Source organism: Chryseobacterium sp. Marseille-Q3244 (genome assembly GCF_940807095.1).
Classification (GTDB): domain Bacteria; phylum Bacteroidota; class Bacteroidia; order Flavobacteriales; family Weeksellaceae; genus Chryseobacterium.
In genome coordinates this window covers 1-13,636 of the sequence record NZ_CALNWX010000003.1, presented here as the reverse complement: position 1 = coordinate 13,636, position 13,636 = coordinate 1, and the positions used below count along the sequence as shown (strand labels likewise).

11 protein-coding genes and 1 pseudogene are annotated in these 13,636 nt (G+C 36.1%); 10 read left to right on the top strand and 2 right to left on the bottom strand.

Going from position 1 to position 13,636, the window contains the following annotated elements:
* Positions 1-45: 45 nt before the first annotated feature.
* The 5 genes from NBX25_RS05895 to argH all read left to right on the top strand — a co-directional run bounded on the left by NBX25_RS05895 (position 46) and on the right by argH (position 5,841).
* Positions 46-1,185, top strand: a complete 1,140-nt coding sequence (locus NBX25_RS05895) for an aspartate aminotransferase family protein (RefSeq protein ID WP_250253077.1) — start codon at positions 46-48, stop codon at positions 1,183-1,185.
* 154 nt (positions 1,186-1,339) lie between these two features.
* Entirely contained in the window at positions 1,340-2,293 is a 954-nt protein-coding gene (locus NBX25_RS05890) for an N-acetylornithine carbamoyltransferase (protein WP_123908171.1), read from the top strand.
* Between the two features lie 76 nt (positions 2,294-2,369).
* Complete coding sequence (argB, locus tag NBX25_RS05885) at positions 2,370-3,164, top strand: acetylglutamate kinase (RefSeq protein ID WP_123908170.1); 795 nt, start codon at positions 2,370-2,372, stop codon at positions 3,162-3,164.
* Complete coding sequence (locus tag NBX25_RS05880; protein WP_250253075.1) at positions 3,139-4,221, top strand: M20 family metallo-hydrolase; 1,083 nt, start codon at positions 3,139-3,141, stop codon at positions 4,219-4,221. Before argB ends, NBX25_RS05880 begins: the two co-directional genes overlap by 26 nt.
* A gap of 315 nt (positions 4,222-4,536) precedes the next feature.
* A complete protein-coding gene (gene argH, locus NBX25_RS05875; protein WP_123908168.1) occupies positions 4,537-5,841 on the top strand; it encodes an argininosuccinate lyase in 1,305 nt (434 codons plus the stop codon).
* Positions 5,842-6,046: 205 nt separating this feature from the next.
* Here the strand turns inward: argH and NBX25_RS05870 are convergent, their stop codons facing one another.
* Positions 6,047-6,508 carry an Lrp/AsnC family transcriptional regulator gene (locus NBX25_RS05870; protein ID WP_123908167.1) on the bottom strand — a complete coding sequence of 154 codons (462 nt, stop codon included), beginning with the start codon at positions 6,506-6,508 and terminating at the stop codon, positions 6,047-6,049.
* 239 nt (positions 6,509-6,747) lie between these two features.
* On the opposite strand from NBX25_RS05870, the gene NBX25_RS05865 reads away from it, so the two are divergent.
* From NBX25_RS05865 to NBX25_RS05845, 5 genes are all read left to right on the top strand, one after another.
* A complete protein-coding gene (locus NBX25_RS05865) occupies positions 6,748-7,638 on the top strand; it encodes an aspartate carbamoyltransferase catalytic subunit (RefSeq protein WP_284346213.1) in 891 nt (296 codons plus the stop codon).
* 92 nt (positions 7,639-7,730) lie between these two features.
* Positions 7,731-8,804: a carbamoyl phosphate synthase small subunit gene (locus NBX25_RS05860; protein ID WP_250253073.1), complete on the top strand. Its 1,074-nt coding sequence runs from the start codon at positions 7,731-7,733 to the stop codon at positions 8,802-8,804.
* 40 nt (positions 8,805-8,844) lie between these two features.
* A complete protein-coding gene (locus NBX25_RS05855) occupies positions 8,845-9,198 on the top strand; it encodes a four helix bundle protein (RefSeq protein WP_123908164.1) in 354 nt (117 codons plus the stop codon).
* Between the two features lie 60 nt (positions 9,199-9,258).
* Positions 9,259-12,441 carry a carbamoyl-phosphate synthase large subunit gene (gene carB / locus NBX25_RS05850; protein WP_250253071.1) on the top strand — a complete coding sequence of 1,061 codons (3,183 nt, stop codon included), beginning with the start codon at positions 9,259-9,261 and terminating at the stop codon, positions 12,439-12,441.
* Positions 12,442-12,712: 271 nt separating this feature from the next.
* Positions 12,713-13,510, top strand: coding sequence for a hypothetical protein (locus NBX25_RS05845; protein ID WP_250253070.1), 798 nt, complete (start codon positions 12,713-12,715; stop codon positions 13,508-13,510).
* On the opposite strand, the pseudogene NBX25_RS05840 reads toward NBX25_RS05845, so the two are convergent.
* Positions 13,509-13,636, bottom strand: a pseudogene (locus NBX25_RS05840) (YeeE/YedE family protein); the annotation flags it as partial. The gene NBX25_RS05845 and the pseudogene NBX25_RS05840 overlap by 2 nt on opposite strands.

Sequence of the window (13,636 nt, the reverse complement as noted above, 5' to 3'; positions counted from 1 at the left end):
AAACTCGAATCCCATATCATTAATCAATTATCATTTATAAAAGACATGAATTTATTCAACGTATATCCATTATTCAACATAAATCCGGTTAAAGCTCAGGGATCTTTCCTTTGGGATGATAAAGGTGAAAAATATCTTGATTTTTACGGAGGACATGCTGTTATTTCTATCGGGCACAATCATCCGCATTATCAAAATAAATTAAAAGAACAGTTAGAGAAAATTTCTTTCTATTCTAACTCAGTTCAGAATGAATTGCAGGTAGAGCTGGCTGAAAAACTTGGGAAGCTTTCAGGATATGAAGACTACAATCTTTTCCTGTGTAATTCAGGAGCAGAAGCTAATGAGAATGCATTGAAATTGGCTTCTTTTCACAATGGAAAAAGTAAAGTGCTTTATTTCTCAGGGTCATTTCACGGGAGAACTTCCGCAGCTGTTTCTGTAACGGATAACCCAAAGATTGTTGCTCCGGTGAATTTTTCAGAACGATTCATTAAATCTGATTGGAATGACATTGAGCAGCTTGAAGAAACCTTTGCAATACACGGAAATGAAATTTCTTCCGTAATTATTGAAGGAATTCAGGGTGTAGGAGGAATTATGATTCCAACAACAGAATTTTTATCTAAAATTAAAGAATTATGTGATCAATATGATACGGTTTTGATTTTAGATGAAGTACAATCAGGATATGGAAGAAGCGGATACTTCTTTGCTCATCAGGAATTCGGGATTCAAGCAGATATTATTACCACAGCTAAAGGAATGGGAAATGGATTTCCGGTTGGTGGAGTTTTGATTAGTCCTAAATTCCAGGCTAGTAATGGCCTACTGGGAACTACTTTTGGAGGAAATCATTTAGCTTGTGTAGCTTCAATTGCGGTGCTGGATGTAATGAAAGATGAAAATCTTATCGAAAATACTCAGCAAATGGGCGAGTATATTGAAAATGAAATTAAAGATTTACCCCATATTAAGTCCATCCGAAGGAAAGGATTGATGATTGGAATAGAACTCGACAGAGACTGTTCAGAAGTAAGGAAAACCTTACTGTTCGATCACCACATTTTCACCGGAAACTCTAATGATAAAACAGTGTTGAGGATTCTTCCGGCACTGAATATCAAAAAAGAGGAAACGGATCTTTTTATTAATGCTTTGAAAACAGTGTTGAAAAGTATTTAAGACGTTGAAGTATTAGGGAAGAGGGACTAGTGGAGTGTTTGTTATTCTGACGAAGGAAGAATCTCTTTCTTGTTTATGATAGATTCTTCATTCCACTACGTTTCATTCAGAATGACAAAAACGTATATGCAAAAATCTTTAAAAATCAATTCAAATGAAAAAATTCACAGCTGTAAGTGATGTAGAAAACTTACAGGAAATCATAAAAAAAGCTTTAGAAATAAAAGCAAATCCACTTTCTGAAACAGAAAAAGGAAAAGGGAAAACAATTGGTCTTGTCTTTTTAAATTCAAGCTTGAGAACCCGTTTAAGCAGCCAGATTGCAGCACAGAATCTTGGTTTAAATGTATTAACCTTAAATGCAGCACAGGAAGCATGGAATCTTGAATTTGCCGATGGTGCGGTGATGAATGGAGATACAGTAGAACATATCAAAGACGCTATTGAAGTTTTAAATCAATATTGTGATATCATCGCGGTACGTTGTTTTGCTGGAATGAAAAGCAAGGAAGATGATGTAAATGAAAGCATTCTAAGCCAGTTTGAACAACATGCAAAAGTTCCTGTTATTTCCTTGGAATCAGCAACGCGTCATCCTTTACAAAGTCTGGCAGACTGTATTACAATTACGGAAAACTGGAAAGAAGACCGTAAACCGAAAGTGGTATTAACCTGGGCACCGCATATCAAACCGATTGCTCATGCTGTAGGAAATTCCTTTGCAGAATGGATGCAGGAAATGGATGTTGAACTAGTAATTACTAATCCTGAAGGATATGATTTGGATCCGGCTTTTATAAAAGATACAAAAGTGATTCATAATCAGGAGGAAGCCTTGAAAGATGCAGATTTTATCTATGTGAAAAACTGGTCTTCGTTTGATGATTATGCAGCAATGCCTGAAGTAAAGGAAGATTGGATGCTGACTAACGAAAAACTGGCGAATACCAACCAGGCAAAAGTAATGCACTGCCTTCCGGTTCGCCGTAATGTAGAATTAAGTGATGAAGTAATGGACGGAGAAAATTCCATCATCTACCAACAGGCAAAGAACCGTATTTTCTCGGCACAGGCAGTATTCAGCGAAATTCTAGACAATATAAAATAACATCCAATAAGTCCCAAAGGGACGATTTAACCCAAGATAGGAATAGATTCCTATCAATTCTAAATGTAAAATAAAAATGAAACAGAAAATATACATCATAAAAATAGGCGGAGCGCTCATTGATGATGAACGATTACTGGATCAGTTTTTAGATCAGTTTTCCGAAATTAAAGAAAAGAAGATCCTTGTGCATGGCGGAGGTAAGTTAGCCACAACATTGGCTGATAAGCTAGGCATAGAGCAGAAGATGATTAACGGAAGGAGGATTACGGATAAAGATACATTGGATATTGTAACGATGGTGTATGCTGGTGGAATCAATAAAAATATTGTTGAAAAACTACAGCAGAAAAAATGCAATGCTATTGGGTTTTCCGGGGCAGATGGAAATCTGATTAAAGCAAAAAAAAGAGAGCATTCGGAAATAGATTTTGGATTTGTAGGAGATGTCAATAAGAAAAGTGTGAATAAAAAGCTTGTTTCAAAATTGATTAAACTGGATCTTATTCCTGTATTTTCTGCTATCACGCATGATAGAAAAGGAAACCTTTTTAATACCAATGCAGATACTATTGCCTCTGTAATTGCGCAGGCTCTGTCTGAGAAATATGAAGTAGAACTCCTGTATTGTTTTGATAAAAATGGGGTCCTGGAAAATGTAGATGATCCCGAATCTCTTATCAAAAGTATTTCCGAAGATGATTTTACAGCATTGAAGGAAGAAGGAAAGCTTCACAAAGGGATCTTACCCAAATTAGAAAATGCTCTTGGAGCTATAAAGAATAATGTAAATAAGGTGTTTCTGATTAAAGAAACAGAATTAAAAAACCATATAGAGAATCATCATGCAGGAACTGAAATCTGTTTATAATAAAGAAGAATTATTGAATAATGCTGTTGAGCTGCTTAAAAAGCTGATTGAAATTCCTTCGTTCAGTAAAGATGAATTCAATACGTCGGTAGAGATTGAAAACTTTTTTAAAAAGCATCAAATTCCGACGAAGCGTTTTAAAAATAATATTTGGGCGGTCAATAAAAACTTTGATGTATTTAAGCCTTCAGTTTTATTGAATACGCATCATGATACGGTAAAACCTAATAAAGCTTACACACTTGATCCATTTGTACCGGTTGAAAAAGACGGTAAACTTTTCGGATTGGGCAGTAATGATGCCGGAGCTTCTCTGGTTTCTATGGCGCAGGTTTTTTTACATTTTTATGAGAAAGAAGATTTAGAATATAATTTAGTGATTGCGTTGACAGCAGAGGAGGAGATTTCAGGTTTTGACGGAATCGAGGCTCTGTTTCCACAGTTGCCAAATATAGAGCTTGCCATTGTAGGAGAACCCACGCAGATGAATCTGGCAATAGCTGAAAAGGGACTGTTGGTGATTGACGGAGAAATGAAAGGAACTCCTTCTCATGCTGCTCATCCTAATGATGATAATTCCATTATCAAATGTATGGCGGATCTTCAGGGAATATTAAACTTTAAATTTCCGAAGGTTTCAGACTATCTGGGCGAAGTGAAAGTAACCCTGTCCGGAATCCATGCCGGAGTACAACATAATGTAGTACCGGAGTCCTGTCATTTTACACTGGATGTAAGAGTAACGGATGAATATTCCAACAAAGAAGCTTTTGAAATCATCCAGTCACAGATGAAATCAACACTTACGGCGAGGTCTTTCAGGTTGAATTCTTCAAAAATAGAGATGGATCACCCGTTTGTAAAAGCAGGATTGGAAATAGGAAAGACAACCTATGGCTCACCCACGTCTTCAGATCAGGCAATTATTCCGTGTACATCTGTCAAATTAGGACCTGGAGACAGTAGGCGCTCGCATACAGCGGATGAATTTATCTATATCAATGAAATCGAAGAAGGTATTGATATTTACATCCAGATTTTGGAAAAAGTGTTATAAAGAAGAGATGGGAATAGGAAGATGGAAGAATGGAAGTTGTTATCGTTGGTTATTAACTTCCAGCCTCTAGCTTCAGGCTTCCAGCTTAACATATATTTTGACTAATGCTCAGCAGGCAATAAAGTTTACGTTTTAATAAGGATTTATGCAAACGATACCATTAAGAAGTGACTTTATATATTAAGGAAATGTTTTTTTATAGTTAATAATAATAAGGATAGTCTTGCTGGGCTTGTCAAAATCAATCAAATATTTTAAATCGGGCTGTTACGCAATCAATATATGATAGCAGTCTTAGAAAAATCAATCATACTTATGAAAAAAATATGGCAAAAGGATGACCTGGCCACCAATATATTAGTCAATAACTTTACCGTAGGAAAAGACCTTGACTTTGATGAACGTTTAGCCAAATATGATGTTAAAGGTTCTATGGCACATTGTATAATGCTTGCAGAAACCGGAATTATTTCTCATGAAGAATCCGAGCAGATGCTGGTAGTATTAAATGATATTTTACAGCAAATTGAAAATGGCAATTTTGAAATTGATAAAGAAGCTGAGGATATCCATTCTCAGGTAGAAGCAATCCTGATTACAAAATTAGGAGATACAGGAAAGAAAATTCACACGGCAAGATCAAGAAATGATCAGGTTTTATTAGATATAAAACTATACTTACTAGATGAAATCCGTGAAATTACCGCATTGACCGATGAATTTTTCCAGGTTTTGATTCAATTGGCAAATCAGCATAAAAATGTGCTGCTTCCGGGGTATACGCATTTGCAGATTGCGATGCCTTCATCCTTCGGATTGTGGTTTGGAGCATATGCAGAAGCCCTTTTGGATGATGTTGAAATGTTGTTCTCAACAAAAAATATCATTAATAAAAATCCGCTGGGTTCAGCAGCAGGTTATGGTTCATCTTTCCCGATCAACCGTGAAAGTACTACTTATAATCTGGGGTTTCAGTCCATGAACTATAATTCAGTCTATGCACAGATGACCCGTGGAAAATCGGAGAAGATGCTGGCAATGGCAATGGCAACTTTAGCAGGAACTTTAGGGAAATTTGCATATGATGTATGTCTGTATCTGAATCAGAACTTTGATTTTATCAGCTTTCCAAAAGAATTTACAACAGGAAGCAGCATTATGCCGCATAAAAAGAATCCGGATATTTTCGAATTGGTTCGTGCACGATGCAACAGAATTCAGGCGTTGCCTAATGAATTGATCCTGTTGACAAACAATCTGCCATCAGGATACCACAGAGATGTACAGTTGACTAAGGAAATTTTATTTCCGGCTATTGATTCATTAAAGGAATGTCTTGAGATCTTAAGCTATACCTTACCCAATATTCAGGTAAAAGACGGAATTCTCGAGGACGAAAAATATAAATACCTGTTCAGTGTAGAGAAGATTAATGAAGAAGTGAAAAGCGGAAGTTCTTTCCGTGATGCTTATGTAAAAGTGGGACAGGAGATTGAAAACAATGAGTTTGAATTCGAACCGGGAAGTTTAGATCATACTCACCAGGGAAGTATAGGAAATCTATGCCTGGATAAAATAGAATACCAGTTTAATAAACTGAAGAATAAATTATTAGGTTAAAATCTGAACCATTAAGATATATAAAGGCTTGAGTTGACATAAAAAATCTAAAAATTACTTTAGAATCGCCTTATGTTTTATCGTTGTGAAATCCTTAAATCTTAATTGCTTAAGCTGTCTTAATGGTTGGATTTTATTTTGATCTTTGAAATTGATGATTGTGATGAAATCACATAAAGCTTCTTAAGGCTTAATAGTAAAAGAACTATTCAAGTTCAATTTTGAATTTAGTAGATTTTTTCACCTCATGAAGTACGATGGAGCTGTGGTACTGTCCGATATTAGGAACGTTTGAAATCACATTGACTGCAAACTCATTATAAGAGTTGATGTCTTTGGCAATAATTTTCAGCATATAGTCATACTCTCCGGAAAGACTGATGATTTCCTGTACTTCATCATATTTTCCGATATGTTTCTCAAAGGTTTCCAATACCTTCTTGGATTGCTCTTTAAGACGTACATTACAGTAGACTACAATATTCAAGCCCAGCTTTTCACGGTTTAAAAGCCCTACATACTTTTGAATGATCCCCTGCTTCTCCAATTGTTTGATTCTTTCATACGTCGGAGTAAAGGTAAGACCTATCTTTTCAGAAATTTCTTTCACCGATAAAGTAGAGTCTTCCTGTATAATGCTGAGAATCATTTTGTCTTTTAAATCCATAGAATAATGTTGTGTTGTAACAAAAATATTAATTTTAAATGAGAATAAGAAGTACTGAAGTTTTTAATTTATTTTAAACTTAATTTTTGTAGGTTCATAAAATTGTTGTATCTTTGCACCTAATGAATAAAAAAGCATTTATATCATTAGATTTACCGGGCGAAAGCGCCCTTTACGATATTTATTGTTATTAGCGAAGATAGTTGTCTTCGCTTTTTTTATGCTTAAAAATTAAGATTATGTTTACGATTACAGAACTAAGTACCGAGAAAATCAACAGTATACTGACAGAAGCGATGGCTTTCAGAAATGGAAAAACTGCTAAAATTGAAGGCGAAGTTTTTTGTTCCAATCTTTTCTTCGAAGACAGCACAAGAACAAAGACAAGCTTTGATATTGCAGAAAGAAAATTAGGATTACAGGTTGTTCCTTTTGATGCTTCACACAGTTCTGTAAATAAAGGTGAGAGTCTTTATGATACAGTAAAGACCATTGAAAGCCTTGGAGTAAATCTTGTAGTGATCCGAGATAAGAAAGACAGATACTTTGAAGAACTGAAAAATATTAAGATCCCTGTAATCAATGGAGGAGATGGAACAGGAAACCATCCTTCACAATGTATGCTGGATCTGATGACCATCTATCAGGAATTCGGAAAGTTTGAAGGACTAAAAGTAGGAATTGTAGGGGATGTAAAACACAGCCGTGTTGCCAACTCAAATGCTGAAGCGTTAAGAAGATTAGGAGCTAAAGTTTATTTCTCAGGACCTGAGCAGTGGTTTGATGAAGGAGCAATAATCAACGGAACTTATCTTTCAGTAGATGAACTGATCGCTGAAGTAGATGTTCTGATGTTATTAAGAATCCAACATGAGAGACATGATGCGGCCATGAGTTTCACAGCCTCTGACTATCATAAAAGATATGGTCTGACTAAAGAACGAGAGCAGGCTATGAAAAAAGAAGCAATCATCATGCACCCGGCACCTATCAACAGGGGAGTGGAAATAGATTCAGATCTGGTAGAATGCAAACGTTCAAGAGTCTTCAGACAAATGGAAAATGGTGTTTTCGCCAGAATGGCCATCTTAAAAGATGCACTGGAAGAGAAAGGATTTACCTTTAAATAAACGAACTAAGATAAAAGTAAAAAGTATTCATAAATACATTAATACGTGAATACATTGTACAAAAAAAATAAAAGAAAATCTAAATAGAAAAAATGAAGAAAAAATTAATACTGGAGTCCGGTGAAGTGTTTCATGGAGAAGGTTTCGGAGCAGAATTGGAAACTGCAGGAGAAGTAGTTTTCAATACCGGAATGACAGGGTATCAGGAATTGATCTCTGACCCATCCTACTGCGGTCAGATAGTTTGTATGACCTATCCGCTTATCGGGAATTATGGTATTAACCGTGATGATTATGAGAGTATTGAGCCGGCAATTAAAGGACTTATCGTAAAAGAACTTTGCGATCTTCCTTCTAACTTCCGTACTCAGATTACTTTAGATGAATTATTTAAGAAGAAAAACCTTTCAGGAATTTCAGGAATTGATACAAGAAGACTGACAAGAATTCTTCGTAACTCCGGAGTAGTGAAAGGAAAAATTGTGAATGCCGATGCAGACGAAGCAGCAACAGCTGCAGAACTGAAAACCACGACTTTCCCAATTAATCAGGTAGAAGAAGTTTCTACCAAAACACCTTATGCTAACCCTAACAGAGGTTTCAAAGTAGTATTGGTAGATTTCGGTGCTAAACTGGGAATTATCAGAGAACTATCTCAAAGAAACTGTGATATCATTGTGGTTTCTCAGGATACAACAGCAGAAGATATCTTATTAATGAATCCAGACGGAATTATGCTTTCTAACGGTCCTGGTGACCCGGAAGATGTACCACACGCATTAGACATGATCCGTGGATTATTAGGAAAAGTTCCAATCTTCGGAATCTGTTTAGGACACCAGTTAATTGGTCTTGCTTGTGGAGCTAAAACATTCAAACTGAAGTTCGGACACAGAGGAGGAAATCACCCTGTATTGGATTTAGCGAAAAACACTGTAGCAATCACTTCTCAGAACCATGGATATGCAGTAGATCAGGAAAGTTTAAAAGGTACAGACCTTATCGAAACGCACATCGCACTAAACGATAGAACCAACGAAGGATTAAAGCACAAAATCCACCCTTGTTTCTCCGTTCAGTATCACCCTGAAGCAAGCCCAGGTCCGGAGGATGCAAACTACCTGTTTGATGAGTTTATTGAAATGATGGAGGATTTTAAGAAGTAATAAGATTTCAGATATTAGACATCAGATAACAGACTTTATTATGCATAATTTTGAAAAACTGGTTTTTTGGCAGAAATCTATAGAACTTGCAAAACAGGTTTATATTATTTGTGCTGAGTTGCCTAAAGATGAAAAGTTTGGTTTGATTTCTCAAATTAAAAGGTCTGTAATCTCTATTCCTTCTAATATAGCCGAAGGAGCAGGGAGAAATAATGATAGAGAATTTTATCATTTTCTTGGAATAGCAAATGCATCCTCTTTTGAACTACAGACACAGTTAATTTTAACAAGAGAATTGAATTTACTTGATGCAGAAAAAGTAGATCGTTTAATATCGAATCTGAATGAAATTCAAAGAATGATTTATACATTCAAATCTAATTTAAAAAAGTAAAACATCCTGTTGGAAGTCTGAAATCTGACATCTAACATCTTGTATCTAAAAAAAAGAAAAATGGCAAAACGTACAGATATAAAAACAATTTTAGTAATCGGTTCAGGACCTATCATCATCGGACAGGCAGCTGAATTTGATTACGCAGGAACGCAGGCTTGTCTGTCTTTGAAAGAAGAAGGCTACAAGGTAATTTTGATTAACTCAAACCCTGCAACGATCATGACAGATGTAGAAATCGCTGATAAAGTATATATCGAGCCGATTTCATTACAGTTTGTAAGTCATATCATCAGAAAAGAACGTCCTGATGCATTACTACCAACGCTTGGAGGTCAAACTGGTCTTAACATGGCGGTAGAGCTTGAAAAATCGGGAATTCTTGAAGAATGCAAAGTGGAAGTATTGGGAACTAAGCTTTCTGCGATCAACAGAGCAGAAGACAGAGACCTTTTCCGTGAGTTGATGAGAGAATTGAATGAGCCGGTTCCGGAATCTGATATCGTAAACACGGTAGAAGGAGCACTAGCTTTCGCAGATGCAATCGGCTATCCTGTAATTGTTCGTCCTGCCTTTACAATGGGTGGAACAGGTGGAGGTATCGCTTCCACTGAAGCAGAATTAAAAGAAATTGCTGAACTAGGACTAAAACACAGTCCGGTTACACAATGTCTTATTGAGAAATCAATTGCAGGTTTCAAAGAAATTGAGTACGAAGTAATGCGTGATGCAAATGACAATGCGATTGTGGTTTGTAACATGGAAAATATTGACCCGGTAGGAGTTCACACAGGAGACTCTATCGTAGTAGCACCTTCTCAGACCCTTTCAGACAGAGAATATCAGTTACTGAGAAATGCCTCACTAAAAATCATCAGAGCTTTAGGAATTGAAGGCGGATGTAACGTACAGTTAGCATTAGATCCACATTCATTTGATTACTATATCATCGAGGTAAACCCTAGAGTATCCCGTTCATCAGCTTTAGCAAGTAAAGCTACAGGATATCCGATTGCAAAAATCGCTGCGAAAATTGCAGTAGGATTAACACTGGATGAAATCATGAATCCGGTAACAGGAAAAACATACGCATGTTTCGAACCTGCTCTTGATTATGTGGTGACTAAATTCCCAAGATTCCCATTCGATAAATTCGAAACAGCAGACAGAAGACTTTCTACTCAGATGAAAGCGACTGGGGAAGTAATGGCGATTGGAAGAAACCTTGAGGAATCTTTACAGAAAGCAATCCGTTCATTAGAAACAGGAATCAAGCATCTTGGATTAAAAACAAAGCAAGCTCAGGCACTTACTGCTGAAGAAATCGAGAGAAGAATCAGAGTGTGTGATGATGAGAGATTATTCATTATCGGAGATGCTTTAAGAAGAGGATACGACTGGGAACAAATCGTAGAATGGAGCAAAATTGATAAATTCTTCATCTGGAAACTTAAAAAGCTTGTTGATTTCGAAAAAGTAATCGCAGATAATAAATTCGATAAAGAAACCTTAATTGAAGCTAAGAGATTAGGTTTTGCAGATATCAACATCGCGGTTCTTTGGGATGTAAAAGAACGTGAGGTATTCAACTTCAGAAAAGAAAACGGGGTAATGCCGGTGTACAAAATGGTAGACACTTGTGCTGCTGAGTTTGAAAGTGAAACACCATATTTCTACGGAACTTACGAAGAAGAAAACGAAAGTGTAGTTTCTGATAAAGAAAAAATCATCGTGTTAGGTTCAGGACCTATCAGAATCGGACAGGGAGTTGAATTCGACTACGCAACGGTACACTCAGTATGGGCAATCAAGGAAATGGGGTATGAAGCGATCATTATCAACAACAACCCTGAAACTGTTTCTACAGACTTCTCGATCTCGGATAAATTATACTTCGAACCATTGACCGAAGAAGATGTAATGAACATCATCGATCTTGAAAAACCTAAAGGAGTAGTGGTTCAGTTCGGAGGACAGACAGCGATCAACCTTGCAGATAAATTAGCTTCTCACGGAGTACAGATCTTAGGAACTTCATTAGAAGACCTTGACAGAGCTGAAAACAGAGATAAATTTGAAAAAGCACTTCAAGAGATGGGAATTCCTCAGCCAAAAGGAAGAACTTCCACTTCGAAAGAAGAAGCCATTAAAATTGCTAACGAAATCGGTTACCCGGTATTGGTGCGTCCAAGTTATGTTCTTGGAGGTAGAGCAATGGAAATTGTATACGCAGAAGCAGAATTGGCTCACTATATGGAGCACGCAGTAGACGCAAGCCCTGAACACCCGGTTTTGGTTGACAAATACATGGTAGGAAAAGAGATTGAAGTAGATGCAATTTGTGACGGTGAAACAGTGGTAATTCCAGGAATTATGGAGCACATCGAAAGAGCAGGGGTTCACTCCGGAGACTCTATCGCAGTATATCCGCCACAGAATATTTCTCAGAGTGAAATCGATACTTTAGTAGATTATACTCAAAGACTGGCAAAAGGACTGAAAGTGATCGGATTAATGAATATTCAGTACGTTCTTTTTGAAGGAAACGTATATGTGATCGAAGTAAACCCACGTTCTTCAAGAACAGTTCCTTTCTTATCTAAAATCACAGAAGTTCCAATGGCTAACCTTGCAACGAAAGCGATCTTAGGACAGAAATTAACGGATCTTGGTTACAAAAACGGATTGGTTCCGAATAAAGAAGGAGTCTTTGTAAAAGTACCGGTATTCTCTTTCTCAAAACTGACAAAGGTTGACATCTCTTTAGGCCCTGAAATGAAGTCTACAGGAGAGGTTATGGGGAAAGATACTACTTTAGAGAAAGCCCTTTACAAAGGATTGGTTGCAGCAGGAAGAAAAGTTCCTATGCACGGTTCTATCTTATTTACTGTAGCTGATAAGCACAAAGAAGAAGCAGCTGATTTGGCAGCAAGATTCCATGAAGTAGGTTTCAGAATCTGGGCTACGGAAGGTACAGCGAAATTCTTCGAAGAAAAAGGAATTCCTTGCAAAATAGGATACAAAATAGGAGAAGAAAGCGTAAATCTGATCGACCTGATCCAGAAAGGAAAAGTTCAGTATGTGGTAAATACCACTACAAAAGGAAAACAGGCAGAAAGAGACGGATTCCAGATCAGAAGAATGAGTGTGGAAAACGGTGTTCCTTGTTTAACTTCAATGGACACAGTAGAAGCCATCTTGAAAGTAATTGAAAGCATGAGCTTCAAAATGGAGACCATGTAATTTCGAAAAATAGATATTTCAAATCCCGCGAGTTTTCTTGCGGGATTTTTGTTTAATTGAGTTTGTATATTTATAGTTAGTAATATTTCTTACTAAGATAATTTAGGACTTTAAATCTAAAATAGAGTAACTATTAAGTTAAATACTTGTCCTATTTTTTTTATTCTATAATGTTTGTAATTTAGTTTTATTGAAAAGCTTTGTTTTATATTTAAACTAAATTTTTTATTTCAACATCCATTTCTTCAAATCTAAATTTATTAATATTATAATGGCAAAAACAAAAAAAGGGACAAAAAGAAAGTTTGAAGTTGCAATTTGTGCATGGATAGATTTACTTGGTTATGGTTCAATGCTCAAAGATTCACAATTTGATCCAACCATTGATCTATCAATTGAAGCAATAGAAAGATTGGAGCTATTTCATAAAATTGCCTCTAAGCATGCTTCAAGAAATTTTAATATAATCGCTTTAAATGATGGTTTAATATCTACTAGAAATATTTCTCCTAGAACTCATAAAGTAACTGCAGATTTTGTAACAAGAACTATTAATTTATTTAAAGAATTAAATTATAAAGATAAAGAAAAAGGATATTATGGAGCAAGATGTGTAATCGCTACGGGCTTTAGGATCAGATATTCTGAGAGTTTAGTAACTCAATCGGGAATAAAAGAGGCTATTTACCGTAGATTGGATGATGGAACATTAAATACAACAGAAGCAATAAATATGGCAATGAAAGCTAGGCCTTATTTTGGTATATCTCCTGAATTGCAAGCAAATTTTGCTTTTACTAAAGCATATTTAATTGATAGTGGAGGTAGTAAAGAGGGATTTGGAGGGCCAAACTGTTTTATTGACTTAAGCATATTTTCAAATCCTATTCCAAAATTTATTAGTTTCTCTGAATACATAAATTGGTCTGGGTCAGGATTATGGGGAAAGTTTGGGAAATTAGACAATTATAAATTGGATGAAGCACATAAACTTGAATATAAAGGGTTTTTAAGTGCATTTGAAGTTGGTGAAAACATCACAAAGACTCCAGCCTTTTCACGACTTTAGCTTCTTTTTTCCAGTCATATTTAAAAAAGTTGACGTTAGCCGGTATACAGGCTGCACAAATATGCCTTAATGAGGAACTGATCCCAAAGGATTTATTACCCATTATCAGTAAGGCAGGAACGGTAA